The sequence below is a fragment of the Corticibacter populi genome, from assembly GCF_004217315.1.
Lineage (GTDB): Bacteria > Pseudomonadota > Gammaproteobacteria > Burkholderiales > Burkholderiaceae_C > Lampropedia > Lampropedia populi.
This window is the reverse complement of sequence record NZ_SGWR01000002.1, coordinates 1-26,600: the sequence shown is the minus strand read 5'-3', so window position 1 is coordinate 26,600 and position 26,600 is coordinate 1. Positions and strand designations below refer to the sequence as shown.

23 protein-coding genes are annotated in these 26,600 nt (G+C 66.8%); 15 read left to right on the top strand and 8 right to left on the bottom strand.

The features are described from left to right. Positions 1-91 precede the first annotated feature (91 nt). The 3 genes from murB (at position 92) to EV687_RS06315 (ending at position 2,217) form a co-directional block, all read left to right on the top strand. Positions 92-1,222 carry a UDP-N-acetylmuramate dehydrogenase gene (gene murB, locus EV687_RS06325; protein WP_122231941.1) on the top strand — a complete coding sequence of 377 codons (1,131 nt, stop codon included), beginning with the start codon at positions 92-94 and terminating at the stop codon, positions 1,220-1,222. 74 nt (positions 1,223-1,296) lie between these two features. Then, entirely contained in the window at positions 1,297-1,761 is a 465-nt protein-coding gene (locus EV687_RS06320) for a GyrI-like domain-containing protein (protein ID WP_122231942.1), read from the top strand. Positions 1,762-1,821: 60 nt separating this feature from the next. Continuing rightward, the gene (locus EV687_RS06315; protein WP_122231943.1) at positions 1,822-2,217 is read left to right on the top strand and encodes an ArsC family reductase; all 396 of its coding nucleotides are present in this window, start codon (positions 1,822-1,824) and stop codon (positions 2,215-2,217) included. Positions 2,218-2,229: 12 nt separating this feature from the next. On the opposite strand, the gene EV687_RS06310 is transcribed toward EV687_RS06315, so the two are convergent. Further along, positions 2,230-3,591: an NAD(P)/FAD-dependent oxidoreductase gene (locus EV687_RS06310; RefSeq protein ID WP_122231975.1), complete on the bottom strand. Its 1,362-nt coding sequence runs from the start codon at positions 3,589-3,591 to the stop codon at positions 2,230-2,232. A gap of 323 nt (positions 3,592-3,914) precedes the next feature. On the opposite strand from EV687_RS06310, the gene rimO reads away from it, so the two are divergent. From rimO to EV687_RS06285, 5 genes are all read left to right on the top strand, one after another. Continuing rightward, positions 3,915-5,315 carry a 30S ribosomal protein S12 methylthiotransferase RimO gene (gene rimO / locus EV687_RS06305; RefSeq protein WP_122231944.1) on the top strand — a complete coding sequence of 467 codons (1,401 nt, stop codon included), beginning with the start codon at positions 3,915-3,917 and terminating at the stop codon, positions 5,313-5,315. 358 nt (positions 5,316-5,673) lie between these two features. After that, positions 5,674-6,210 (top strand): MarR family winged helix-turn-helix transcriptional regulator, encoded by a 537-nt coding sequence (locus EV687_RS06300; RefSeq protein WP_122231945.1) that lies wholly within the window; start codon positions 5,674-5,676, stop codon positions 6,208-6,210. 7 nt (positions 6,211-6,217) lie between these two features. After that, a complete protein-coding gene (locus EV687_RS06295) occupies positions 6,218-7,843 on the top strand; it encodes an efflux transporter outer membrane subunit (RefSeq protein WP_122231946.1) in 1,626 nt (541 codons plus the stop codon). Then, on the top strand, positions 7,840-9,108 hold the full coding sequence (locus EV687_RS06290) for an HlyD/EmrA/EmrK family protein (protein WP_122231947.1): 1,269 nt from the start codon (positions 7,840-7,842) through the stop codon (positions 9,106-9,108). The genes EV687_RS06295 and EV687_RS06290 overlap by 4 nt, the downstream gene beginning before the upstream one ends. A gap of 24 nt (positions 9,109-9,132) precedes the next feature. After that, a complete protein-coding gene (locus tag EV687_RS06285; RefSeq protein WP_122231948.1) occupies positions 9,133-10,776 on the top strand; it encodes a DHA2 family efflux MFS transporter permease subunit in 1,644 nt (547 codons plus the stop codon). 140 nt (positions 10,777-10,916) lie between these two features. Here the strand turns inward: EV687_RS06285 and EV687_RS06280 are convergent, their stop codons facing one another. From EV687_RS06280 to EV687_RS06255, 6 genes are all read right to left on the bottom strand, one after another. Next, positions 10,917-12,755, bottom strand: a complete 1,839-nt coding sequence (locus EV687_RS06280; protein WP_122231976.1) for an ABC transporter ATP-binding protein — start codon at positions 12,753-12,755, stop codon at positions 10,917-10,919. A gap of 245 nt (positions 12,756-13,000) precedes the next feature. Next, positions 13,001-14,473: a nucleobase:cation symporter-2 family protein gene (locus EV687_RS06275; RefSeq protein ID WP_122231949.1), complete on the bottom strand. Its 1,473-nt coding sequence runs from the start codon at positions 14,471-14,473 to the stop codon at positions 13,001-13,003. 338 nt (positions 14,474-14,811) lie between these two features. Beyond that, positions 14,812-16,128, bottom strand: a complete 1,317-nt coding sequence (locus tag EV687_RS06270; protein ID WP_122231950.1) for a M20 family metallopeptidase — start codon at positions 16,126-16,128, stop codon at positions 14,812-14,814. Beyond that, positions 16,125-17,939 (bottom strand): 2-oxo-4-hydroxy-4-carboxy-5-ureidoimidazoline decarboxylase, encoded by a 1,815-nt coding sequence (gene uraD, locus EV687_RS06265; RefSeq protein ID WP_122231951.1) that lies wholly within the window; start codon positions 17,937-17,939, stop codon positions 16,125-16,127. Before uraD ends, EV687_RS06270 begins: the two co-directional genes overlap by 4 nt. Beyond that, positions 17,936-18,889 (bottom strand): allantoinase PuuE, encoded by a 954-nt coding sequence (gene puuE / locus EV687_RS06260; protein WP_122231952.1) that lies wholly within the window; start codon positions 18,887-18,889, stop codon positions 17,936-17,938. Before puuE ends, uraD begins: the two co-directional genes overlap by 4 nt. Before the next feature lie 61 nt (positions 18,890-18,950). Beyond that, complete coding sequence (locus tag EV687_RS06255; RefSeq protein ID WP_122231953.1) at positions 18,951-19,646, bottom strand: GntR family transcriptional regulator; 696 nt, start codon at positions 19,644-19,646, stop codon at positions 18,951-18,953. A gap of 140 nt (positions 19,647-19,786) precedes the next feature. Here EV687_RS06255 and uraH point away from each other — a divergent pair, with 140 nt between their 5' ends. Next, the gene (gene uraH, locus EV687_RS06250) at positions 19,787-20,140 is read left to right on the top strand and encodes a hydroxyisourate hydrolase (protein ID WP_122231954.1); all 354 of its coding nucleotides are present in this window, start codon (positions 19,787-19,789) and stop codon (positions 20,138-20,140) included. Positions 20,141-20,327: 187 nt separating this feature from the next. After that, positions 20,328-21,542, top strand: coding sequence for a urate hydroxylase PuuD (locus EV687_RS06245; protein WP_122231977.1), 1,215 nt, complete (start codon positions 20,328-20,330; stop codon positions 21,540-21,542). 66 nt (positions 21,543-21,608) lie between these two features. Here EV687_RS06245 and EV687_RS06240 read toward each other — a convergent pair whose 3' ends face one another. Continuing rightward, entirely contained in the window at positions 21,609-22,034 is a 426-nt protein-coding gene (locus EV687_RS06240) for a YraN family protein (RefSeq protein ID WP_122231955.1), read from the bottom strand. On the opposite strand from EV687_RS06240, the gene rsmI reads away from it, so the two are divergent. The 5 genes from rsmI to EV687_RS06215 all read left to right on the top strand — a co-directional run. Further along, positions 22,034-22,978 carry a 16S rRNA (cytidine(1402)-2'-O)-methyltransferase gene (gene rsmI / locus EV687_RS06235; RefSeq protein ID WP_122231956.1) on the top strand — a complete coding sequence of 315 codons (945 nt, stop codon included), beginning with the start codon at positions 22,034-22,036 and terminating at the stop codon, positions 22,976-22,978. The two genes, EV687_RS06240 and rsmI, sit on opposite strands and share 1 nt — an antisense overlap. A 141-nt stretch (positions 22,979-23,119) precedes the next feature. Next, positions 23,120-23,497 carry a 30S ribosomal protein S12 gene (gene rpsL, locus EV687_RS06230; RefSeq protein WP_122231957.1) on the top strand — a complete coding sequence of 126 codons (378 nt, stop codon included), beginning with the start codon at positions 23,120-23,122 and terminating at the stop codon, positions 23,495-23,497. A 206-nt stretch (positions 23,498-23,703) separates the two neighbouring features. Further along, positions 23,704-24,177 carry a 30S ribosomal protein S7 gene (rpsG, locus tag EV687_RS06225; RefSeq protein WP_122231958.1) on the top strand — a complete coding sequence of 158 codons (474 nt, stop codon included), beginning with the start codon at positions 23,704-23,706 and terminating at the stop codon, positions 24,175-24,177. Positions 24,178-24,259: 82 nt separating this feature from the next. Next, positions 24,260-26,362, top strand: coding sequence for an elongation factor G (fusA, locus tag EV687_RS06220; protein WP_122231959.1), 2,103 nt, complete (start codon positions 24,260-24,262; stop codon positions 26,360-26,362). A gap of 145 nt (positions 26,363-26,507) precedes the next feature. Then, positions 26,508-26,600, top strand: a 93-nt coding sequence (locus tag EV687_RS06215; RefSeq protein ID WP_005434227.1) for a GTP-binding protein, incomplete at its 3' end; no start/stop codon positions are given.

Sequence of the window (26,600 nt, the reverse complement as noted above, 5' to 3'; positions counted from 1 at the left end):
GATCCAACCCATGTTGTCACTTTCGGGTGAAAAAGTGTCAACATATTGTTACTATACAGCGCATGACCGCAGCGATGGGACAATACGGGCGATGTTAGTTGAAAAAAACGTCCCCCTTCAGTCCTACAACACCTTTGGCATCGTGGCCAAGGCGCGAGCGCTGGTGCGCATCCGCCAGGCGCAGGACCTGCTCTCGCTGGCAGGCATCATCCAGGAGCAGAAGCAGCAGGCGGGCCTGGCGCCGGGCAAGCGGCTGGCGCCCGATCTGGAGCCGCTGGTGCTCGGCGGCGGCAGCAACATCGTGCTCACCGGTGACGTGCCGCGCCTGGTGCTGAAGATGGAAATTCCGGGCCTGCGGCTGATGGAGGAAAACGAGGCGGGCTGGCTGGTCGAGGCCGGTGCCGGCGAGCGCTGGCACGACCTGGTGCGCTGGACCATCGAGCAGGACATGCCGGGCCTGGAGAACATGGCGCTGATTCCCGGCACGGTGGGTGCGGCGCCGGTGCAGAACATCGGCGCCTATGGCGTGGAACTGCAGGATCGCCTGCACAGCCTCGACGCGGTGGATCTTTGGACGGGGCGGCCGTTTTCGCTGACGGCGGCGCAATGTGCCTTTGGCTACCGGGACTCGGTGTTCAAGCACCGGCCGGCGGGAGGCCCGGGCCCGCAGGAGGGCGATATCGACCCTGCCACGGCCGGGCTGGGTCTGTCGGGCCGGGCGGTCATCACCCGCGTGCGCCTGTGGTTGCCCAAGCCCTGGCAGCCGGTGCTGGATTACCTGGATCTGCAGCGGCGCATGGAGCAGACCGGCATCCAGCGGCCGAGCCCACGGCAGGTGTTCGACTGGGTGGTGGACATCCGCCGCCACAAACTGCCCGACCCGGCCGTGCTGGGCAATGCCGGCAGCTTCTTCAAGAACCCGACCGTCACGCCCGAGCAATGCCAGGACATCATCGCGCGCGAGCCGCGCATCGTGCACTATCCGATGGCCGATGGCAGCTTCAAGCTGGCCGCTGGCTGGCTGATCGATGCCTGTGGCTGGAAGGGCAAGATGGTCGGCCACGCCGGTGTCTACGAAAAGCAGGCGCTGGTGCTGGTCAACCTGGGCCAGGGCGAGCAGGGCGCCACCGGCGGCGAGGTGATGACGCTGGCCAAGGCCATCCAGACCAGTGTTTACGAGCGCTATGGCATCCGGCTGGAGCCCGAACCCGTGGTGGTCTGAGCCGACGGCCATGCCTTCGAGCAAGCCCCGACCCCCTGATCCCCTGATCCCCTGATCCGTTACCGAGGACCACCATGAACCCTGAATTGACGACACTGGATGCCCCTTTCACCGTGGCGGGCCCGTCGGCGCGCACCCTGTACCAGGATGAGATCAATCCGGCGACGGCGCGCTTGCCGGGTCTGTGGGCCGGTTTCTTTGCCCAGGGCATGGGCCTGCAGACACTGCACCGCACCGGTGATCCCACCGTATATGGCGTCTACAGCGACTATGAATCCGATGCGCAGGGCCATTACACCTGCACCGCCGGCGTGCGCGTGTGGCAGGCCCCGGCCGGCCTGCACGCGGTGACGGTGCCGGCCGGACGCTACCTGGTGTTTCGTGGCCAGGGACCGATGCCGCAGACACTGGTGCAGACCTGGGCGCAGGTCTGGGGCTACTTCCAGGGCGATGTGCCCTATGCACGCGCCTTCACCGTCGACTTCGAGGCCTACACTGGCCCCGATGGCGTGGCCATCCACATTGCCGTGCACGATTGACGCCCCACAGCGCCACCGTCGCCCATCACTTCTTCCATGCAAGCACCTGAACCTGAATCCATGTCCACCGCACCGTCCTCCACCGCCGCCGTCCATGTCTATGGCATCCCGAACTGCGACACCGTCAAGAAAAGCCGCCAATGGCTTGTGGAGCAGGGCGTGGAGCCTGTGTTCCATGATTTCAAGAAGCAGGGGCTCGATGCCGCCACGCTGCGCCAATGGGTAGGGGCGCTCGGCTGGGAAGCGCTGCTCAACCGCCGTGGCACCACCTGGCGCAAGCTCGATGCCGCCACCCAGGCATCGGTGGTCGATGCCGCCAGTGCCGAGGCGGTGATGCTGGAACACCTGAGCCTGATCAAGCGTCCGGTGGTGCGCTGGGCGCGCGCCGGGCAGGCGCCGCAGTGGACCGTCGGTTACGTTCCCGAGGTCTGGCAGCGTCTCCACGAGGTGGCCTGAGCGGCGGCGCAGTCAGGAGGCATCGGTCGCCGGCGGCGGCGCAGCATCCCCGGGCGGCCGCGTGGGCGGCAGGTTGGCCACCACGCGGGCATGACGGCGGAAGGTCCAGTAGGCGCTGGCCCAGTCCATCAGCACCACCAGCCGGTTGCGAAAACCGATCAGGAAGTAGACGTGCGCAAACAGCCAGAACTGCCAGGCCAGCATGCCTGAGAAGCGCAGATTGCGGCCCCATGGCGTGGGCAGGTCCACCACCCCGGCGTGGCGCCCGATGGTGGCGAGGTTGCCGTAGTTGGTGTAGCGAAAGGCCTGCGTGGCCTGACCCTGGCGCTGCCGGGCGATGTTGGCCGCGGCCAACTGGCCCATTTGCTTGGCCGCTGGCGAGACGCCGGGCACCGGCTCGGGTGCGCGGCCCGGGACATGGCTTTGCGCGGCGGCCAGGTCGCCGATGACGAAGATGCGCCCATCGGCACCCACCGTCAGATCGGGCTGGACGATCACCCGGCCGGCGCGGTCCAGCGCAGCGCCGGTGGCCGAAGCCACCGCCTGGCCCAGCGGCGATGCGGCCACGCCCGCGGCCCAGACGATGCAGCGGCTTTCGATGCGCGTGGCCGGTGCATCGGGGGCCGTCAGGTATTCGAGGCCGTGCGCGTCGATGTGGCTCACGCGCGCGCCCAGCAGCACCTGCACGCCCAGCTTGTTCAACTGTTCGAGCGCGCGCTGGCTCAGGTGCTCGGGCATGGTCTGCAGCACCCGAGGGCCACCTTCGATCAGGTAGATGCGTGCCTGGGCCGGATCGATGCTGCGGAACTCGCCGCGCAGCGTATGGCGCGCGATCTCGGCCAGCGTGCCGGCCATCTCGACACCCGTGGGGCCGGCGCCGATGACGGCGAAGTTCAAGAGCGCGGCGCGCTGGGTTGGATCGGGCTCGAGCTCGGCACGCTCGAAGGCTTCCACCACGCGGCGGCGGATGTCGAAGGCATCGCGCAGTGTCTTGAGGCCCGGCGCATGCGGGCTCCATTCGTCATGGCCGAAATAGCTGTGCGTTGCACCGGCTGCGACGATCAGCCAGTCGTAGTCCAGCCTCTGTCCATCGGCGAGCGTGACCTGGCGCGCTGCGGCATCGATGCGCGTGACCTCGGCCTGCAGCGTGCGCACCTGCGGGTGCCGGCGCATCAGCGAGCGCACGGGCGCCGCGATTGACGGTGCGGCCAGGCCGGCCGTGGCAACCTGGTAGAGCAGCGGCTGGAACAGGTGGTGATTGGTCTTGTCGATCAGCGTGATCTGCACGCCCGGCATCTTCTGCAGCGCGCGGGTGGCCTGCAGGCCACCGAAACCGGCGCCGATGACGATGACGTGAATGGAAGGCTGGGGCATCTGCTTGGCAATGGCGGTCAGGGATATGGTCCCGGGCGTGGCCGCTGGATCCGGGAGTTGCAGCATAACTGCAAAGTGCACGCCTGCCGGTGATGGCTGTGGCCGTCACCGCGATCGTCCCATGGTTTTGTGCGGAGTCGCCCGCCGGCGGCGGTAGGGCCCTGTGGCAAAGATAAAGACCCGGATATGGCGAAACAGCGACAATAGCGGGTTCGCGGAAATGCCGAGCCCATTCGACCCGACCGCCGCCTCCTGTTCTGGGGCGGCCCGGGAGTACTGCCCGGCCGCTCCCGCACGAAACAACGACATTGCCCACGCTCCCCATGAACCACAATGCCTCCGCGAATGCCCCAGCCGCCACGCCCAAGGTCGGCTTCGTCAGCCTTGGCTGCCCCAAGGCCCTGACCGATTCGGAACTGATCCTCACCCAGCTCAGTGCCGAGGGCTACCAGACCGCCAAGACCTTCGAGGGCGCCGATCTGGTGATCGTCAACACCTGCGGCTTCATCGATGATGCCGTCAAGGAAAGCCTGGACACCATCGGCGAGGCGCTGGCCGGCAATGGCAAGGTGATCGTCACCGGCTGCCTGGGGGCCCGTGCTGGCGCGGGCGGTGGCAACCTGGTGCAGCAGATGCACCCGAGCGTGCTGGCGGTGACCGGCCCGCACGCCACGCAGGAGGTGATGGATGCGGTGCACACGCACCTGCCCAAGCCGCACGATCCGTTCCTCGATCTGGTGCCCGGCGGCTTCGGCGAGGCCGGCCTCAAGCTCACGCCCAAGCATTACGCGTACCTGAAGATCAGCGAGGGCTGCAACCACCGCTGCACCTTCTGCATCATTCCGTCGATGCGTGGCGATCTGGTCTCCCGCCCGATCGGCGATGTGCTCAAGGAAGCGCGCGCACTGTTCGAAGGTGGCGTCAAGGAACTGCTGGTGATCAGCCAGGACACCTCGGCCTATGGCGTGGATGTGAAATACCGCACCGGCTTCTGGGACGGCAAGCCGGTGAAGACGCGCCTGCACGAGCTGGTGCAGGCGCTGGGCGAACTGGCCGCGCAGCATGGTGCCTGGGTGCGGCTGCATTACGTCTACCCCTATCCCAGCGTCGATGCGGTGGTGGAGCTGATGGCCGAAGGCAAGGTGCTGCCCTATCTGGATGTGCCTTTCCAGCACAGCCACCCGGATGTCCTCAAGCGCATGAAGCGGCCGGCCAGTGGCGAGAAGAACCTCGAGCGCATCCAGCGCTGGCGCCAGGCCTGCCCGGAACTGGTGGTGCGCAGCACCTTCATCGCCGGCTTCCCCGGCGAGACGGAGGAGGAATTCCAGCACCTGCTGGACTTCGTCGAGGAAGCCCAGATCGACCGCGCCGGCTGCTTTGCCTACAGTGACGTCGATGGTGCCGCTGCCAACGCGTTGCCCGGCATGCTGCCGATCGAACTGCGCCAGGAACGCCAGGCGCGCTTCATGGCCGTGGCCGAGCGTGTCTCCACGCAGAAACTGCAGCGGCGCGTGGGCCAGACCATGCAGGTGCTCATCGACCATGCACCCGCGCTGGGCCGCAAGGGCGGGCGCGGACGCAGCTTCGCGGATGCGCCGGAGATCGATGGCATCGTCCACCTCTTGCCACCGCAGAAGGCCAGCAAGACGCTGAAAGTGGGTGAATTCACGCGGGCGCAGATCGTCGAGGCGCGCGGTCACGATCTGGTGGCATTGCCGATCTGAGAGCCTGTTCACGATCTTTTCGCGGGCCACGTTGCCCCGGCGAGGATTTGCAACGCCGCTGCCCCGATTTTCCAGGCACAACGGCAAGCGCGCCGAGACTTTGAACACGCTCTGAGCGCAGCTCTTCGGCGCCGTGGTTCGGCGCCGTGGTTCGACGCCGTCGTGCAACGGCGCGGTCCATGACCGGGCCGCGATACCGCCAATCTTTCCAAGGGCATGCCGCTGACCGGCATGCCCTTTTTCCATGGTTCCATGGGGCAGAGGGCGCTGGGCCTGTTTTCAGGGACATGGCATCGCATGCCCCCAGTCGCATTGATGACATGCAGATAATTGCCTGATCAAGTAATATCGCGCCCCTATGTCATCACCCACCACTTCGAAGGAAGCCCAGGCCGGCCCTGGTCGTTCCAGACCGGCCCGCCACCGTGACAGTGTCGGCTGGCTGATGCGCGCCATCCTCACAGGCATGCGCTCCGAGATCGACCGCCGCATGGTTGGCGTGGGCCTGACGGACGCGCAATGGGCTCCCATGCTGTTTCTCCACACCGGCGATGCCTGCACCGCCGCCGAGCTGGCGCGCTGCTGCATGCAGAACGCGGCGGGCATGACGCGCCTGCTCGATCGTCTGGAGGCCAAGGGTCTCATTGTGCGCAGGCGATCCCGCGACGATCGGCGCGTCATCCACATCGAACTGACAGAGGACGGGCGGCAGGCCGTCGAGGTCGTGCCGGCGCTGCTGCGGGAGGTCAACCAGTTGGCCATGCAGGGTTTCTCCGAGCAGGAAGTGGCGCAGTTCAAGGGCTATCTGCAGCGCATTCTCAGCACCATCGAGAACGCCGGGTGGCCGCAGCCGGCATGCGCAAGCAGTGCTTGCGCGGACGAAAAAACAGTCTGACACCATCATGACGAAAACCCCCTCACGGTATGGCGCCGGTGGTTGCACCGCTGCGCCGGTCCCCGCCTCTGCGAGTGCGAGCGGGCACCGGCACCCGCTGGCATGGCTGTGGCTGCCGGTACTGGCCAGCGCACTGGCCGCCTGCGCCGATTTCTCTGGGATCGACCCTCAAGCCGAGCTGCGCAGCGCGGCGTCGCTGGGCCTGCCTGTGCCGCAGGCCACTTCCGGGTCCCGCGCCGAATCAGACACGGCAGCTCCGGATACGGTGGATGCCGTGGATGCCATCAACGCGCACTGGTGGCGCCAGCTGGGGGATGCCCGGCTCGACGCACTGGTGGAACAGGCGCTGGCCGGCAATCCCGCCATTGGTCTGGCCCAAAGCCGGCTGGAGAAGGCGCTGGCCCAGGCCGGTGCCGTGCGCGCCAACGATTGGCCGCAGCTCGCTGGCGAGGCCAGCGTGACGCGCCAGCATTTCACCGCGCATGGCATGGTGCCCGCGCCGTTGGCCGGTTCGGTCGCCAACAACGCGTTGGCGCAGCTGGGTGCGAGCTGGGAGCTGGATTGGTTCGGGCAGAACCGCGCGGCGCTGGAGGCGGCCATCGGCAGCGCCCGCGCCGCCGCCGCCGATGCCCAGGCCGCCCGGGTGCTGCTGGCCAGCCAGGTGGTGCAGACCTACGTGGAGCTGGCACGCTGGCAGGCCCAGCTGGACGTGGCCGAGCGCACGCTGGCGCAGCGCAGCGAAACGCTGGACATCGTCCGGCAGCGTTTCGATGCCGGTCTGGACGCGGTGCTGGAACTGCGCCAGAGCGAAGGCGGACTGCCGCAGGCGCGTGCGCAGATCGAGCAGATACACGAACAGATTGCCCTGACACGTAATGCCCTGGCGGCCCTGATCGGCACGCCCCAGAGCGCCCCCGAACTGGTGGCCACCGACCTGCCTGCGTTGCGCATGGCGGCACTGCCGGGCAGCCTGCCGGCTGATCTGCTTGGCCGCCGCGCCGACGTGGTGGCGGCGCGCTGGCGTGTCGAGGCGGCGCAGCAGGGCATCGAAGAGGCGCGTGCCGCGTTCTATCCGAACGTCAGCCTGACGGCCTTTCTCGGGCTATCCAGCCTGGACCTGGGCCGCTGGATCGAGGGTGGCAGCCGGCAATGGGGCGTCGGGCCTGCCATCAGCCTGCCGATCTTCGAAGGTGGCCGGCTGCGCGCCAACCTGGGCGCGCGCGCGGCCGACCATGACGCTGCCGTCGAAGGCTACAACCAGGCCATCATTGCCGCGGTGCACGAGGCGGCCGACCAGCTCGCCTCCATCGAGGCCATTGCCCGCCAGCAGCGCGAGCAGCAGCAGGCACTCGAGGTGGCGCAGAGCGCCTACGAGATCGCCCGTGCACGCTACGCAGCCGGCCTCACCCCTTACCTGAGCGTTCTGACGACCGAGGCCGCAGTGCTCGCCGAACGTCGGCAACATGTCGACCTGGCGGCACGCGCGCTGCAGGCGCGCGTGGCATTGGCGCATGCGCTGGGCGGCGGCTATGAGCCTTCCGATACGCCATTCCCCGCCCCATTTCCTGCCCCGCTTTCTCCGTCATTGCCTGTCGCAAGCCACCAGCCCCATCTCCACCCCATTTCGCCATGAGTACATCCGATATTTCCCCCGAAGCCCTGCAGGCCACCCATCCGGCGGCGCGCCGGCGTCGGCTGCTGGTGCGCCTGACGGTCCTGCTGGTGCTGGCCGTCGTCGCCTGGGCCGTCTATGAATGGCTGGCGGCCGGCCGTTACGAGAGCACCGACAACGCCTACGTGCAGGGCAATCTGGTGCAGATCTCGCCGCAGATGGCCGGCACGGTGCAAAGCATCCTGGCGGACGAGACCGATTTCGTGCGGGCCGGCCAGGTGCTGGTGCAGTTCGACCCGGCGGATGCCGAACTGGCCTACGTCCAGGCCGAAGCCAGCCTGGCCAAGGCCGTGCGTGATGTGCGTACGCTGTACGCCAACAACGACTCGCTGGCCGCGCAGGTCAGCCTGCGCGAGGCCGAGGTGGTGCGGGCGCGCAACGACGTGGCGCGGGCTGGTGCCGACCTGCGGCGCCGCCAGTCGCTCACCGGCCATGGCGCCGTCTCCGGCGAGGAACTCAGCCATGCCCAGAGCCAGCTTGACGCCGCGCAGGCGGCCCTGTCCGCGGCACAGGCTGGGGTCAGGGCCGCGCGCGAGCAATTGACCAGCAACCGTGCGCTGACCGACGGCGTGGCAGTGGAGCAGCACCCGGTGGTGCAGGTGGCCGCGGCCCGGCTGCGCGAGGCCTACCTCGCGCGCCAGCGCACCGCCTTGCTGGCGCCGGTCGATGGCTATGTGGCCAAGCGTTCGGTCCAGATTGGCCAGCGCGTGGCCGCCGGCGCCGCGCTGCTGACGGTGGTGCCGCTGCACCAGCTCTGGGTTGATGCGAACTTCAAGGAAAACCAGTTGCGCAACCTGCGCATGGGCCAGCCGGTCGAGCTGGTGGCCGATCTCTACGGCAAGGATGTGCGCTTCCAGGGCGTGGTGCAGGGCCTTGGCATCGGCACCGGTGCGGCGTTTGCGCTGCTGCCGGCCCAGAATGCCTCCGGCAACTGGATCAAGGTGGTGCAGCGCGTGCCGGTGCGCATCGCACTCGACGCCGCCGAACTGGACGAGCACCCGCTGCGCGTGGGGCTGTCGATGGATGTCCGGGTCGACATCCGTCAGCAGGATGGCAAGCTGCTGGCGGATGCGCCACGTTCGCAGCCGACCCTGCAGACTTCGGTCTATGCCGCGCAGGACGAAGGCGCCGAGGCCGCCGTCGCCCGCGTGATCGCGGCGAATCTCGGCCGGCAGGCCGCGCCCGCATCCACACCCGCATCCGCTGCCGCCGGCAATGCGGCCTGATGTGCCGATGCCACGCCACGCCGGATGAGTACCATGGCCTCCCCATCTTCTGCCGGCGCGGTTGCCACGCCGGTCGCACCGCCCGCAACATCGCCCGCAACACCGCCGGCGGCCGCGCCGCAGCCGGCCCGGCTGGAGCCGTTGAGCGGCGCGGCCCGCAACTGGGGCACGCTGGCGCTGTCGGCGGCGGTGTTCATGAACGTGCTCGACAGCTCGATCGCCAACGTCTCGCTGCCGGCCATCGCCGGAGACCTGGGCGTGAGCACCAACCAGGGCACCTGGGTCATCACCAGCTTTGCCGTCGCCAACGCCATTGCCGTGCCGCTGACCGGCTGGCTGTCGCAGCGCTTCGGCCAGGTGCGGCTGTTCGTGGCCAGCGTGGCGCTGTTCGTGCTGGCCTCCTGGCTGTGCGGGCTGGCACCCAACATGACCATGCTGATCGCCTTTCGCGTGCTGCAGGGCTTCGTCGCCGGGCCGATGATTCCGCTGTCGCAGGCCCTGCTGCTCTCGAGCTATCCCAGGGCCCTGGCCGGGCTGGCGATGGCAATGTGGTCCATGACCACCCTGGTGGCACCGGTGACCGGGCCCTTGCTGGGCGGTTGGATCACCGACAACATGACCTGGCCCTGGATCTTCTATATCAACGTGCCGATCGGCATCGCCTCGGCGCTGGCGACCTGGGCCATCTTCAAGAACCGCGAGACGGCCACGCGCAAGCTCCCCATCGATGCCATCGGCCTGTCACTGCTGGTGATCTGGGTGGCGGCCATGCAGATCATGCTGGACATCGGCAAGGAGCACGACTGGTTCGCCTCGCCGGTGGTGGTGGCCTGTGCTGCGGTGGCGGTGGTCGGTTTCATCTATTTCCTCGTCTGGGAGCTTGGCGAGGCGCATCCGGTGGTGGATCTGTCGCTCTTCAAGGTGCGCAACTTCTGGGCGGGTACGCTGGCGATCTCGGTCGGCTATGGGCTGTTCTTCGGCAATGTGGTGCTGATGCCGCTGTGGCTGCAGCAGTACATGGGCTACACCGCCACCTCGGCCGGCATGGCCATGGCGCCGGTGGGGCTGCTGGCCATCGTGCTCTCGCCGATGGTAGGTAAGACGATCCAGCGCGTCGATCCGCGCTGGTACGCCACCTTCGCATTCCTGGTGTTCGCTCTGGTGCTGTGGATGCGTTCGCACTTCAGCACCCAGGTGAATTTCGGCATCATCATGGTCCCGACCCTGATCCAGGGTGTCGGCATGGCTTTCTTCTTCATTCCGCTGATCACGCTCACCATGGGCAAGCTGCCGCCCGAGCGCGTGCCGGCGGCCTCCGGCCTGTCGAATTTCCTGCGCATCACCGCGGGTGCCGTGGGCACCTCGGTGGCCACGACGTTGTGGGAACGCCGCGCCACGCTGCACCATGCACGCCTGGTCGAGCAACTGGGCTCCGGCGATGGCGTGGCGGGGCAGTTCCTGCATGGCATGCAGGCCGCTGGCATGGGCGCGCAGCAGGCGCTCATGCAGATGGAGCGCATGGTCAACCAGCAGGCCTACATGCTGGCCGCCAATGACGTGTTTTTGGGTTCGGCGCTGCTGTTCCTGCTGCTGGTGCCGCTGGTATGGCTGGCCAATGCGCCAGCCCGCGGGACGGCTGGCGCGGATGCCGGCGCCGGGGCCCACTGAATCGGAGCCTCTGAAGGAGGGCCGGCCTCAGAACCTGTTCATGATCTTTTCGAGGATCATGCGTGCCCCACCAGGCGATGCGCCTTGCAGCGACGATTCTTGAGGCACAACGGCCAAGCGCGTCCAGACTTTGAGCACGCTCAGACGTCGCGCGTGCTGCCGAGGAAGCCGCCGCTCTGGTGCTGCCAGAGCTTGGCGTAGATGCCGCCCCGGGCCAGCAATTCGGCGTGGCTGCCCTGCTCGACGATGCGGCCGGCCTCCATGACGATGAGCCGATCCATCGCCGCGATGGTGGAGAGGCGGTGCGCGATGGCGATCACGGTCTTGCCCTCCATCATCGCGTTGAGGCTTTCCTGAATGGCCGCCTCCACCTCCGAATCGAGCGCGCTGGTGGCCTCGTCGAGCAGCAGGATGGGCGCGTTCTTGAGCATCACGCGGGCAATCGCAATGCGCTGGCGCTGCCCGCCCGAGAGCTTGACGCCGCGCTCGCCGACCATGGTGTCATAGCCGTGGCGGCCCTTGGGGTCCTGCAGCGTCTCGATGAAGCCGTCGGCCTGGGCGCGCCGGGCCGCTGCGCGGACCTCGGCCTCGCTGGCGTCGGGGCGGCCGTAGGCGATGTTGTCGTGGATCGAGCGGTGCAGCAGCGAAGTGTCCTGCGTGACCATGCCGATGGCGCTGCGCAGGCTGTCCTGCGTGACCTGGGCGATGTTCTGGCCATCGATGCGGATCTGCCCGCCATCGACATCGTAGAAGCGCAGCAACAGGTTCACCAGAGTCGACTTGCCCGCGCCCGAGCGGCCAACCAGGCCGATCTTCTCGCCCGGGCGCACCGTCAGGTTCAGGCCGTCGATGATCGGGTGCTCGGGGTCGTAGCCGAAATGCACGCCATCGAAGACCACCTCGCCGTGCGTGACCTCCAGCGCGCGGGCGCCGGGGGCGTCCGTGACCTGCTGGGCGCGGGTGAGCGTGGCAATGCCGTCCTGCACGGTGCCGATGTTCTCGAACAGCGTGGCCATCTGCCACATGATCCAGTGCGACATGCCGTTGACGCGCAGGCTCATGGCGACCACCGCGGCCACCGCGCCGGCGCCGACCGCGCCGCCTTGCCACAGCCACAGCGCATAGCCGCCCGCACCCAGCGTCAGGCCCACCACCAGCACCTGGTTGATGATCTCGAAGCCGCTGATCAGCCGCATCTGGCGGTAGCCGGTCAGCCTGAAATCCTCCATCGCCGCACGCGCGAACTGCGCTTCGCGCCGCGTGTGCGAGAACAGTTTGACGGTGGTGATGTTGGAATAGGCATCGGTGATGCGCCCGGTCATCGAGGAGCGCGCGTCGGCCTGCTGCTGGCCGACCTTGCCCAGGCGCGGCACGAAGTAGGCCATGGTGGCGCCGAACAGCACGATCCAGCTGATGAAGGGCAGCATCAGCCGGACATCGAAACTGCCGGCCAGCAGCACGATGGTGATGAAGTACACGCCGATGCCCAGCACGATCTCGCTGAAGGTCATCAGCACCTCGCGCACCGCCAGCGCGGTCTGCATGACCTTGGCGGTCACGCGCCCGGCAAATTCGTCGGCGAAGAACGACAGGCTCTGGCGCAGCATCATGCGGTGGAAGTTCCAGCGCAGCCGCAGTGGCAGGTTGATGGCCAGCGTCTGGTGCTGCAGCGTGGTGCGCAGCGTCACCGCGACGATGCTCAGCAGCATGACGATGGCGATGCCCCACAGCGCGGTGCGGTGCTCGGCCAGCGCATTCGGGTCGTTCTGCCATTGCGCCAGCAGATCGACTACCTGGCCGAGGAAGGCAAACAGCCAGGCCTCATAGATGGATACGGTGGCGCTGAGCACCGCCAGCAGCGCGATGTAGCGGCGCGAGCCGCGTGTGCAGGCCCAGACGAAGCGCAGCATGCCCTTGGGCGGTGTAGCCGGCTCGGCCGGGGGGAAGGGAGGCAGCAGACGTTCAAACCAACGCAGCAAGATGGGCTCCGGGCAAAAAGGGCGCAGACGCACCTGGGTGGGCGACTGGCGGACGATGGGGGTGCCAGGGCAGACCGGGCGCTGTGCGGCGCGCGGCGTGCGGGGCAAGGACAAATCCCCACGGCCGTCGGCGTGGGGATGGGGGATGATAGCGGCAACGCGCCGCCCCTGTTGCGCCGGCCCTTGTGCCGGTGGGGCTGCCGGCCGGCGTGCCAGTCGGCTGTCAGCGGGGTGTCAGAGGAATATCAATGCGCCGCGTCCATGTTCCTGGCTGCGGCGATGGTCGCGTCCAGGTCGTTCCTGGCGCCGTTGAAGAAGAGGTTGAGCACGACCGCGGTGATCGAGGAGAGCAGGATGCCCGATTCGATCAGCGGGTGGATGGCGTGCGGCATCCACTGCAGGTAGCGCGGCGCGATCAGCGGCACCATGCCGATGCCGATCGAGACGGCCACGATCATCGCATTGTGGCGGTTGCCCTTGAAGTCCACCCCGCCGAGGATGCGGATGCCGGTGGCCGCCACCATGCCGAACATCACGATGCCGGCGCCGCCCAGCACCATGCCCGGCAGCGACTCGACCAGCGCCGCCATCTTCGGCAGCAGGCCCAGCACGATCAGGATGATGCCGCCGGCGACGCAGACGAAGCGGCTCTTGACGCCGGTGATCGCCACCAGACCGACATTCTGCGAGAAGCTGGTGTATGGAAAGGTGTTGAAGATGCCGCCGATCAGCGTGCCCAGCCCGTCGGTGCGCAGCCCGCGCGCCAGGTCCTGCTGGGAGATGCGGGTGCCGGTCATCTCCCCCAATGCCAGGAACATGCCGGTCGATTCGATCATCACTACCACCATGATCAGCGACATGGTCAGGATCAGCACCGGATCGAAGACCGGCATGCCGAAGTGGAACGGCGTGACGATATCCACCCAGCGCGCCGCACCGACCTTGTCGAAGTGCATGTAGCCGGTGGCGGTGGCGATGATGCCGCCGACGATGATGCCCAGCAGCACCGAGATGTTGGCGATGAAGCCCTTGCCGAAGCGCGCCAGCAGCAGGATCGTCAGCAGCACGGCAAATGCGATGCCGACCGCGCCCAGGTGCGCGTAACGCGGGTTGGGCATGGTCGGCGAGAGCGCCAGGCCGGGCGGAATGGGCGTGCCGGCTACCTGCATCTGCGCGAGCCACTGGGCGTGGGCCGGGTCCACCACCAGCGGGGCGGTCGGGCCCGAGGGCGTGCCGAAGATCCAGTTGATGCCCACGCGCATCAGGCTGATGCCGATCACCGCGATGATGGTGCCAGTGACCACCGGCGGGAAAAAGCGCAGCATCCTCGAGACGAGCGGCGCAATCAGGATGGAGACGATGCCCGCGCCGATCACCGAGCCGAACAGCAGTTGCGCGCCGATCTGACCGGGATGGTTCTGCGCGATGGTCACCATCGGCGCGACGGCGGCGAAGGTCACGCCCATCATGACCGGCAGCCGGATGCCGAACCAGCGCGTCGCGCCCAGGGCCTGGATGACGGTGATGAGGCCGCAGCAGAACAGATCGGCCGAGATCAGGAAGGCGATCTCCTCGGCGCCCAGTTGCAGCGCTCGGCCGACGATCAGCGGCACGGCCACTGCGCCGGCATACATCACCAGCACGTGCTGCAGGCCCAGGGCGCCCAGCCGCAGGGCGGGCAGTTTCTCATCCACGGCGCGTGGGGACTCGGAGGACATGGCCTTTCCTTTCAAGCGTCATTCCGCATTTTTTGCATCCAGAAACTGTATACAAAAAATGCGGCGACGATCTCAGGGTAATCCCTGGCGACAGGGCTTGGGGAGTTGGCGACTGCCTGGAGGCGGTTTGCGAAAAGATCGCAAACAGGTTCTCAGAACCCGTTCATAGTCTTTGCACGGCACCGCATGGCAACGCCATGCCTTGCGGGTTGCGGCTGAAAAATCGCGTCTGCAGCGTTGCAAAGCCTCGCCGGGCCACCAGCCCGGCTACGTTTTGCGCCTTGCAGCCACCACTTTTCAACCACAACGGTGCTCATGCCGAGACTATGAACAGGTTCTCAGGCCGCGGGCGAGAGCCAGTCGAGCAGGCTGCGGGCCATGACCTTGGTGGCGCCGCGCAGGTCTTCGAGGCGCAGGCGCTCGTCGGCGCGCTTGGCGTTCGATTCCAGCACGGTGCGCGGGCCGGCGCCGTAGATCACACCGGGAATGCCGCGCTCGGCATAGAGGCGCACATCGGTGTAGAGCGGTGTGCCCATGGCGGGAATTTCCTGGCCGAAGATGGTACCGCCATGGGTCTGGATGGCCTCCACCAGCGGCGCGTTGCCGGGCAGGGGGCGCATGGCGTTGGCCAGCAGCAGGCGGCGGATCTCGATCTGGATGCCTGGGACCTGCGCCGCCGCAGCGGCGATGAGCGCGCGGATGTGGGCCTCGACCTCGGCCGGGTTCTCCTCGGGGATCATGCGCCGGTCAAGCTTGAACACCACCTTACCGGGCACCACGTTGGTGTTGGTGCCGCCCTCGATGCGGCCGACGTTCAGGTAGGGGTGGCTGATGCCGGGCACCTCGGAGGTGATGGCCTGGTAGCGCGTGTTCTCCTGGTAGAGTGCGGCCAGGATGTGCACGGCGCCTTGCAGCGCATCGACGCCGGTGCTCGGAATGGCGGCGTGGGCCATCCGGCCGTGCACCGTCACCTCCATTTGCAGGCAGCCGTTGTGGGCCGTCACCACTTCGTACGAGAAGCCGGCGGCCACCATCAGGTCGGGGCGGGTCAGGCCCTGCCTGAGCAACCAGCCCGGGCCCAGCTCGCCGCCGAACTCCTCGTCGTAGGTGAAGTGCAGCTCCACCGCGCCGTGCGCGGGCCGGGCCACGGCCTCGAGCGCACGGGTGGCGAAGGTGAAGGTGGAAAAATCGCTCTTGCTGACGGCGGCGGCGCGGCCGTACAGAAAGCCGTCCTCGATCTCGGCGCCATAAGGGTCGTGGCTCCAGCCCTCGCCGGGCGGCACCACATCGCCGTGGGCGTTGAGGGCAATGGTCGGGCCCTGTGACTGGCTCTGTTGCTGGCCTGGCAACTGGCCCGGCGCGGTGCCATCGCCATAGCGGCGGCGCACGATCAGGTTGGTGATGGACTGCATGCCATAGGCCTTGACCTCATCCTCGGGCACGGTGTGCTGCTCGGCCTCGAAGCCGAAGGCCTGCAGCAGCTCGGCGGTGCGCCGTGCGTGCGGAGCGTTGTTGCCCGGCGGCGTGTCGGTGGGCACGCGCACCAGTTCTTGCAGAAAGGCGACTTGTTCGTCGAAATGCTGGTCCACCCAGGCATCGAGCTGCTGGTAGAGGGCCTGGCGGTCGTTGTGGTCGGTGGGGATGGTGGCGGTCATGGTTTTTCTTGCCGATCGGCGGTGGGCAGGGGATGGACGGCCAGGTCCTCCAGCACATGGCTGAAGGCATCGACGGCCAGCTGCATGTCGTCGCTGGTGGAGCTCTCCAGCGGGTTGTGGCTGATGCCGGCGTTCTCGCCGCGCACGAACAGCATGGCCTGGGGCATGATCTCGTGCAGCTTCATGGCGTCATGGCCGGCGCCACTGGGCATGCGGTGCACGGGCAGGCCCAGGCTGGCCACGGCCTGCTCCCAGCGGCCTTGCCATTGCGGCGCGCTGGGGGCGGCCGAGGCGCGCATGATCTCTGCGATCTCGGCGCGCACGCCACGCCGCGCGCCGATGGCCTGCAGTTCGGCGAGCAGGTCGGCTGCCAGCGCGTCGCGCTGGGCATTGCTGGGGGCGCGCACGTCCAGGCTGAACTGGCAGCGCCCAGGGATCACGTTGACCGAGCCATTGGGCACCTGCAGCATGCCGACGGTGGCGACCGAGTCGCCATCGGCGCGGGCCCGTTGCTCGGCGAACAGCATCCACTCGGCCACGGCGGTGGCGGCATCGTGGCGGCTGGCCATCGGCGTGGTGCCGGCGTGGCTGGCGGTGCCGATGACCTCGCCGCGGTAGCGCAGGCTGCCGTTGATGGATGTGACCACGCCCAGTGGCAGGTCCAGTGCGCTGAGCACCGGCCCCTGCTCGATGTGGACCTCGATGTAGCCGAGGTAGCCGGCCGGATCGCGCCGCAGCTTCGGGATGTCGGCGATGGGAAGGCCGGCGTGCTGCATGGCTTCGCGCATGGTGATGCCTTCGGCATCGGGTTGCTCCAGCCAGTTCTCGTCGAAACTGCCGGTCAGTGCGCCGGAGCCGATGAAGGTGGCGTTGTAGCGCTGGCCTTCTTCCTCGGCGAAGGCGACCAGCTCGATGCCGAAGGGCAGGCGCCGACCGGCGCGGTGCAGGCGCCGCACGGCCGCCAGCGGCACGAAGATGCCCAGCCGGCCATCGTACTTGCCGCCGTTGCGCACGGTATCGTAGTGCGAGCCGGTGAGCAGCCACGGGGCATCCGGCTGCTGGCCGTGGTAGCGGCCCACCACGTTGCCCACGGCATCGATGGCGACATCGTCGAAGCCGCTCTCGCGCATCCAGTCCGCGATGCGCTGCGCCGCGGCGCGGTGCGCATCGGTCAGGTAGGTGACGGTGAGCTGGCCCTGCTCGGCATAACCGGGCTCGCTGTGCTCGGCCAGGCGCTCCTGCCAATCCCAGACGGCATTGCCATCCTCGGGTGTGTAGCCGAAGCGGTCGTTCAGGCGGATTTCAGCGATGCGGTGGATGTTGCGCAGTGCTTCCTCGAACTCGAAGTCCGGGTGGTTGTGCAGGCGCCGCTCGAACGCCGCCAGAATGGCCTGCTTGCTCTGCCCGTCGCCGCGCGGGCCGCGCACCGCCAGGATGAACGGGAAGCCGAAGCGCTGGCGGTACTCCCGGTTGAGGCTGCGGATGTGCGCCAGTTCCTCGGGACTGCAGGCCGTCAGGCCCGCCTTGGTCTGCTCGATGGTCGACTCGGTGGTCAGCGCGCCGTCTTCCATCGCCTTGCCGGCCAGGTCCGGGTGGGCGAGGATGAGATCGAGCCTGGCCTGGCGGGGCGCTGCCCGCACGGCCTGCACCATGGCGTGCTTGAGCGCGGCCAGGCTGCCGAAGGGGCTCCCGGCCAAGGCTTGCCGGGCGATCCACGGCGAGTGTTCGTAGATGCCGTCGAGCATGCGGACGGCTTCTTCGGGAGCGGCGGCGTTGAGGGCAGCCAGTGTCACGGTGGCGGAGGTGTTCATGCCTGGGCTCCGGCAGCGGGTGAGAAGGGGTGGTGCTGGTGCCAGTGGCGCGCGATGTCGACCCGACGCGTCACCCACACGCGATCGAAGCGCGCGATGTGGTCCAGGAAGCGCTGCAGCGCGACAATGCGCCCGGGCCGCCCGAGCAGCCGGCAGTGCATGCCGATGCTCATCATCTTGGGCGCCTCGTCGCCTTCGGCGTAAAGGGCATCGAAGGTGTCGCGCATGTACTCGAAGAAGGGGGCGGCGTGCGAGTAGCCCTGCGGCAGCGCAAAGCGCATGTCGTTGCAGTCCAGCGTGTAGGGCACGATCAGCTGAGGCACCTTGCTGCCGTCGGTCTTTTGCACCAGCATCCAGAACGGCAGGTCGTCGCCATAGTAGTCGCTGTCGTAGAGGAAGCCGCCGTGGTCGGCCACCAGCCGGTGCGTGTTGGGGCTGTCGCGGCCGGTGTACCAGCCCAGCGGACGTTCGCCCATGAGCTGCTGCATGATCTGCATGGCCTGCTGCATGTCGGTGCGCTCGCGCTCTTCGGGCACGTCCTGGTAGTGGATCCACTTGAGGCCGTGGCAGGCGATCTCGTGGCCGGCTTCCTGGAAAGCCGCGCAGACCTCCGGATAGCGCTGCAGTGCGCTGGCCACGCCGAAGACGGTGAGCGGCAGCTGGCGCTCGGCGAACTCGCGCAGAATGCGCCAGACGCCGACGCGCGAGCCATACTCATAAATGCCTTCCATGCTCATGTGCCGTCCCGGATAGGCGGCCGGGTTGAACATCTCCGAGAGGAACTGCTCGCTGGCCGGGTCGCCATGCAGCACGCAGTTCTCGCCGCCTTCCTCGTAGTTCAGCACGAACTGCACGGCAATGCGGGCCTGGCCGGGCCATTGCGCATGGGGTGGCCTGGGGCCATAGCCGCGCAGATCGCGCGGGTAGGAGGCGGTGCTGTCGTAGAGCATGGCAGGGCTTTCTGTGTGTCGGAATGGATGGTGGGTGGAATGGGCGGGCCGAGCGGGCTGTTCAGTCCAGGCCGGTGAGGGCCTGCGACAGGTCGTTGGCGGCCGGCGGCCGATCGAAATTCAGGTCGTGCATGACGTGTTCGAGGTGGGCCTTCATCAGCCGCGCGGCCCCAGCCGCATCGCCGGCCTCGAGCGCATCGACGATGGTCACGTGTTCCTCGTGCGAATGGCTGGCGGCCAGCTCCGACTGGTACATCGCCATGATCAGCGCCCAGCGCGAGGTCAGGTCTTCGAGGATGTCGGCCAGCACCTGGTTGTCCAGCAGCTCGGCCATGCGCACGTGGAAGTCGGCCAGCAGCTCGGTGCGGCCATGCACATCGGCGTTGCGCACTGCGGCAGCCTCGGCCGCCAGGTGCTGGCGCAGGCCGGCGATGCGCGCCGGGGTGCCGGACCTGGCGAACTGGCGCACCATGTCGATCTCCAGCGTCATGCGCACGGCCAGCACCTGCCGGGCCTCGTCGACCGAGGGTGTGGCCACGAAGGCGCCGCGCGCGGGCTCGAGCACCACCAGCCGGTTCTGCGCCATCTGGTAGAGGGCCTGGCGCACCAGCGTGCGCGAGACGCCGAAATGATCTGCCAGTTTCTGCTCGGCCAGCTTGGTGCCCGGACGCAGCCGGTGCTCCACGATGGCGCGCGTGACGGTCTCCACGATGGTGCGCGTGTTGGCGGTGGCGCCACTCGATTTTTGTGTGGTCATGATGGCAAATAGTGTATACACTTTTGGTTTTCAATCAAACCCTGTTCAGGTGGCCAACGTGGTCTTTCCGAAGGTGCATGCCTTGGAACAAGACGGCCGCTGGCGCCTGGACGCATCGGCATGAAACACCAGGAGGCGGCATGGGACTGAGCACGCACGTTCTCGACACGATGAATGGTTGCCCGGCAGTGGGCATGAAGGTCTGGTTCTACCGCGTCAGCGGCGGTCAGGCGCAGTTGCTGCGCGAAATGGTATTGAACCACGACGGCCGCAGCGACGACCCGCTGCTCGAAGGTGACGAGCTGCGGCCGGGCACCTACCGCCTGTGCTTTGGCGTGGCGGATTATTTCCGTTCGCGCGGCATCGAACTGCCCGAGCCGCCGTTCCTGGATGTGGTGCCGCTGGACTTCGGCATGGCCGACCCGGTGGCGCAGCACTACCACGTGCCGCTGCTGACTAGTCCCTGGAGCTATTCGACCTACCGCGGCTCCTGAGCCGCCGTTTCGATGAAGAGGCCGCAGCGGCACCCGGCGCCTTGAGCAGCCGGAGGGCGCGGCCGGATCACCTGCTTGGAGCGTCCGCAGTGGCAAGCAGGGTATCCCGCCGGCTGGGCGGCGCGGCGCCGTGCACCATCGCCATGGTGCGGCGCCGGCCCGGCTGGTCAAGCCAAAGAGTGCCATGATGGAAACTTACCTGCTCGACTGGGCCAACCTGCTGCTGCGCTGGCTGCACGTCATCGTCGCCATTGCCTGGGTCGGCTCCTCGTTCTATTTCGTCTTTCTCGACAGCAGCCTGACGCCGCCGCAGGATCAACGCCTGCGCGAGGAAGGGGCGACCGGCGAGCTCTGGGCCGTGCACGGCGGCGGCTTCTACCACCCGGTCAAGTATGCGGTGGCACCGCCCAAACTGCCGGCGCACCTGCACTGGTTCTACTGGGAGAGCTACACCACATGGCTGAGCGGCTTCGCACTGCTGACGGTGTCCTACCTCTGGAATGCGAGCTTCTACCTGATCGATCCGCACAAGATGGCCTGGCACCCGCATGCCGCCATCACCGCGGCGCTGGCCTTTCTGGTGGTGTTCTGGCTGCTTTATGACCTGATCTGCCGGGTCTTCGGGCAGCGCCCGCATGGCGATGCCATCGTTGGCGCGCTGGTGGCGGTGCTGGTGGCCGCGGCGGCGTGGCTGGCCTGCCACTGGTTCGCCGGCCGCGCCGCCTTCTTGCTGATGGGCGCCATGCTGGCCACGGCCATGAGCGCCAACGTGTTCTTCTGGATCATTCCCGGCCAGCGCAAGGTGGTGCAAGCCATCCGCACCGGGCAGCGCGTCGACCCCATCCACGGCATCCGTGGCAAGCAGCGCAGCGTGCACAACACCTACTTCACGCTACCGGTGCTGTTTGCCATGCTGTCGAACCATTACAGCTTCACCTACAACCATCCGCAGAACTGGCTGGTGCTGGTTCTGATGATGCTCGCCGGTGCTGCCATCCGCCAGTTCTTCGTGCTGCGCCATGGCCACAAGCTGGGCCGCAACGCGCATCCATGGAAGTATGCGCTGGCCGGCGTGGCCGTGTTGCTGGGCCTGATCGTCTGGATGCGCCCAGCACCTGTCGCACCGACTGTATCGACTGCCGGTGTGCCGGCCGCGCCGGAAGTCAGCTACGCCGCGGTGCATGCCGTGCTGCAGCAGCGCTGCGTGATCTGCCACGGCGAGGCGATTGCACAGAAAAGCGTGCGCCTGGATCAGAACGACCAGGTCAGGACGCATGCACTGGCGATCTACCAGCAGGTGGTCATGCAAAGACTCATGCCGCTGGCCAATGCCACGGAGATGACCGACGAGGAGCGCCAGCTCATTGCCGACTGGTTCAAGGCGGGCGCCAGGCTCGATTGAATGCCGGGGCCGAATGCCGGTGCCGGCCACAAGGCTGGCCTGACGGAGACCGGCCCTGCCGGATGCTCAGTCCGCTGAAAAGGCCGCCGGCAGCCACTGGGGCGTGACGCGCGCGTCGCTGCCGTCGAGCAGCACCACGTCAAAACGGCAGGGCGGTGTGTGCGAGAGGCCAGCCAGGTAGTGCCGGGCCGCGAGGATGATGCGCCGCTGCTTGCGCGCATCGATGCTGGCACCGGCGCCGCCGTGGCCGGCACTGCTGCGCTGGCGCACCTCGACGAACACCAGCGTGCCGTCGGGCGCGCGCATGATCAGGTCGATTTCGCCACCACCGCGGCCCGGTGTCCGATAATTGCGCTCCTGCAGGCGCAGCCCGGCTGCCCGCAACCATTGCAGCGCACGCTGTTCGGCCTGCTGGCCGCGCTGCTGGCGCGTCACCGGAGCGGCCGCTGCGGCGGACGCTGGCGTTTTGCTGAATCTGGCAAGGAAGCCCATTGACCCCATCCTTTTCCAAAGCCCTGCAGGTCGCGCACGAGGCGGCGGCGGCGCAGCACCATCCGATCTCGGCACTGTACATGGTGGCCACGCCCATCGGCAACCTTGCCGACATCAGCCTGCGCGCGCTGCATGTGCTCGATCTGGTCGACGTGGTGGCCTGCGAGGACACGCGCCACACCCGCCAGCTGCTGCTGGCCTATGGCATCGACAAGCAGTCGGCGCAATTGCTGGCATTGCACCAGCACAACGAGCGCGAGGCCGCGCAGCAGGTGCTGCAATTGCTGCAGGCGGGAAAGCGCGTGGCCTATGTCAGCGATGCCGGCACGCCCGGCGTCAGCGACCCCGGCGCGCTGCTGGTGCAGGTGGTGCAGCAGGCTGGTCTGCGCACCATTCCGCTGCCGGGGGCGAGCAGCGTCACCAGCATGCTGAGCGTGGCGGCGCTCGATGGGGCCGATGCCTCGGCTTATGTGTTCGCCGGCTTTCTGCCGGCCAAAGGACGTGCCCGCGAGGCCGCGGTGGCTGCGCTGGCGCGTGAGCCGCGTGCCGTGGTGCTGTTGGAAGCGCCGCACCGCATCACCGAACTGGCGCGGGCACTGGCCGTGCTGGGGTGCCGGCAGATCACCATCGGACGCGAGCTGACCAAGCAGTTCGAGCAAATCCACAGCCTGCCGGCGCAGGAACTGGCTGGCTGGCTGGCAGCCGATGCGCAGCGCACGCGTGGCGAGTTCGTGGTGGTGCTGCACCCGGCCGTGCAGGCTGGTCCGGGCGAAGCGGGCGAGGGCGCTGCGGCGCAGCGGCTGCTGCAGGCGCTGCTGGCCGAATCCGTCTCGCTCAAGAGTGCCGTGCGGGTGGTAGCCGACTTCACCGGCTTGTCCCGCAATGTCCTCTACCAGCAGGCGCTGGCGTTGTCGCAATCGGAGCAACACCAGGCGGACGACTGATGTTGCTGGCGCGGCACGCGCTTGCCCGCAACCAGCGGCCATGCCATAATGACGGGCTTTTCGGTGCAAGCCGAAGGGGAAAGTGTTTTTGCACTGGGTGGTCCTTGCCATCCGATTTCACGTTTTGAGGAACTCTATTCAATGCCAACCATTAACCAGCTAGTGCGTCGCGGACGCACGGTTGAGACTGTCAAGTCCAAGAGCCCCGCGATGGAGGAATGCCCCCAGCGCCGCGGCGTCTGCACCCGTGTCTACACCACGACGCCGAAGAAGCCGAACTCGGCTTTGCGCAAGGTCGCCAAGGTGCGTCTGACCAACGGTTTCGAAGTCATCTCCTACATCGGCGGTGAAGGCCATAACCTGCAGGAGCACAGTGTGGTGCTGGTGCGCGGCGGCCGGGTCAAGGACTTGCCGGGTGTGCGTTACCACATCGTGCGCGGTTCGCTCGACCTGCAAGGCGTCAAGGATCGCAAGCAGTCGCGCTCCAAGTACGGTGCCAAGCGTCCGAAGAAGGCCTGAGGCCATTCTTTCGGTTTTTGCTTTTTCGGTTTGTTTTTCGTCGTTCTGTCACAGTTTTGTTTTACGGTGTCTGTTTCTGCTTGACGAGGCAGTTCAGGCGTAGTGACCGCAGTCAGGGCATCTGTCCGATCGGTCGAGTAAGTGCAGATCCGATGATCTGCATGGCGCATCCAGCGCCAACTGAAGCAAGTTTTTAGAGGTTCAAAATGCCACGTCGTCGCGAAGTTCCCAAACGTGAAATCCTGCCGGATCCCAAGTTCGGCAATGTCGAGCTGTCCAAATTCATGAACGTGATCATGGAAGGCGGCAAAAAGGCGGTTGCAGAGCGCATCATCTATGGTGCCCTGGACATCATTGGTGAGAAACAGAAGGACAAGGATCCTCTGGAAGTCTTCACCACCGCCATCAACAACGTCAAGCCCATCGTGGAAGTGAAGTCCCGCCGCGTCGGTGGTGCCAACTACCAGGTGCCCGTCGAAGTGCGCCCGGTGCGCCGCCTGGCCCTGTCGATGCGCTGGATCAAGGAAGCCGCCCGCAAGCGCGGCGAGAAGTCCATGGCCCAGCGCCTGGCCAACGAGCTGATCGAGGCCACCGAAGGCCGCGGCGGCGCGATGCGCAAGCGCGATGAGGTGCATCGCATGGCCGAGGCCAACAAGGCCTTCAGCCACTTCCGTTTCTGATCGAATTTTGAAAATGCGGCTCGGAGCCCGACCTGTCGATTGCATGCAGGCGGGCTCTTGGCTGTTCATGGAGTAACACCTTATGGCTCGCAAGACCCCCATTGAGCGCTATCGCAACATCGGTATTTCCGCGCACATCGATGCCGGCAAGACCACGACCACCGAACGTATCCTGTTCTACACCGGCCTGAGCCATAAGCTGGGTGAAGTGCATGACGGCGCTGCCACCACCGACTGGATGGAGCAGGAGCAGGAACGCGGCATCACCATCACCTCCGCTGCCGTGACAACCTTCTGGAAGGGCATGGACGGTACCTTCCCCGAGCACCGCATCAACGTGATCGACACCCCGGGCCACGTGGACTTCACGATCGAGGTGGAGCGCTCCATGCGTGTGCTCGATGGCGCCGTGATGGTCTACGACTCGGTCGGCGGCGTGCAGCCCCAGTCCGAAACCGTGTGGCGCCAGGCCAACAAGTACAAGGTGCCCCGGATCGCGTTCGTCAACAAGATGGACCGCATCGGCGCCAATTTCTTCCGCGTGCGCCAGATGATGGTGGACCGCCTCAAGGCCAACCCCGTGCCGATCGTGATCCCGATCGGTGCCGAAGACCAGTTCAAGGGCGTGGTCGACCTGCTCAAGATGAAGGGCATCCTGTGGGATGACGCCTCGCAGGGCATGAAGTTCGAATACGTCGACATCCCTGCCGAACTGGTCGATGCCGCCAACGAGTGGCGCGAGAAGATGGTCGAGAGCGCCGCCGAGGCCAACGAAGACCTGATGAACAAGTACCTGGAAGAAGGCGAGCTGAGCGAAGCCGAGATCATCCAGGGGCTGCGCGCCCGTACGCTGGCCGGTGAGATCCACCCGATGCTGTGCGGCTCCGCCTTCAAGAACAAGGGCGTGCAGCGCATGCTCGACGCCGTGATCGAACTGCTGCCTTCGCCGGTGGATATCCCGCCGGTGCAGGGCCTCGACGATGACGAGCAGCCTGCTTCGCGCCGCGCCAGCGACGACGAGAAGTTCTCTGCCCTGGCCTTCAAGATGATGACCGACCCGTATGTCGGCCAGCTGACCTTCGTGCGCGTGTATTCCGGTGTGCTCAACAAGGGTGACACGGTCTACAACTCGGTCAAGGGCAAGAAGGAGCGCATCGGCCGGATCGTGCAGATGCATGCCAACGACCGCCAGGAAATCGAGGAGATCCGTGCGGGCGACATCGCTGCCTGCGTGGGCCTGAAGGACGTGACCACCGGTGAAACCCTGTGCGATCCGAACGCCATCATCACCCTCGAGCGCATGGAGTTCCCCGAGCCCGTGATCGCCCAGGCCGTCGAGCCCAAGTCCAAGGCCGACCAGGAAAAGATGGGCCTGGCCCTCTCGCGCCTGGCTGCCGAGGATCCTTCGTTCCGCGTGCGCACCGACGAGGAATCGGGTCAGACCATCATCGCCGGCATGGGCGAGTTGCACCTGGACATCATTGTCGACCGCATGAAGCGCGAGTTCGGTGTGGAAGCCAACGTCGGCAAGCCGCAGGTGGCCTACCGCGAAACCATCCGCAAGACTGTCACCGACGTCGATGGCAAGTTCGTGCGCCAGTCCGGTGGCAAGGGCCAGTACGGTCACGTGGTCTTCACGATCGAGCCGCAGGAGCCGGGCAAGGGCTTCGAGTTCGTCGACGAAATCAAGGGCGGCGTGGTGCCGCGCGAATACATCCCCGCCGTTGAGAAGGGTGTCGTCGAGGCCCTGACCTCCGGTGTGCTGGCTGGTTATCCTGTGGTCGACGTCAAGGTGCGCCTGACCTTCGGTTCCTACCATGATGTGGACTCGTCCGAACAGGCCTTCAAGATGGCCGCCATCTTTGGTTTCAAGGAAGGTGCCCGCAAGGCCCAGCCGGTGATTCTCGAGCCGATGATGGCCGTCGAAGTGGAAACACCCGATGACTACGCCGGTACCGTGATGGGTGACCTGTCGTCGCGTCGCGGCATGGTGCAGGGCATGGAAGCCATGGTCGGCGGTGGCCAGGCCATCAAGGCCGAGGTGCCGCTGTCGGAAATGTTCGGCTACGCCACGCAACTGCGTTCGATGACGCAGGGCCGTGCCACCTACACGATGGAATTCAAGCATTACTCGGAAGCGCCGAAGAACGTGGCGGATGCCATCGTCGCCGCGCGCACCAAGTAATCCGCAAGGCATTCCTGGCCTTCGGGCCGGTCTGCGATGTTGCGCCCCAGCTTTGCCCGTGGGCTGGGATGCGTGAAAACGGCAGCAGCATGCAGACCTAAAACCTGGAATCACGGGCTTGTTCTTTAACCTGAAGGAAATTGAAATGGCAAAAGGAAAGTTTGAGCGCACGAAGCCGCACGTGAACGTGGGCACGATCGGTCACGTGGACCATGGCAAGACGACGCTGACGGCGGCC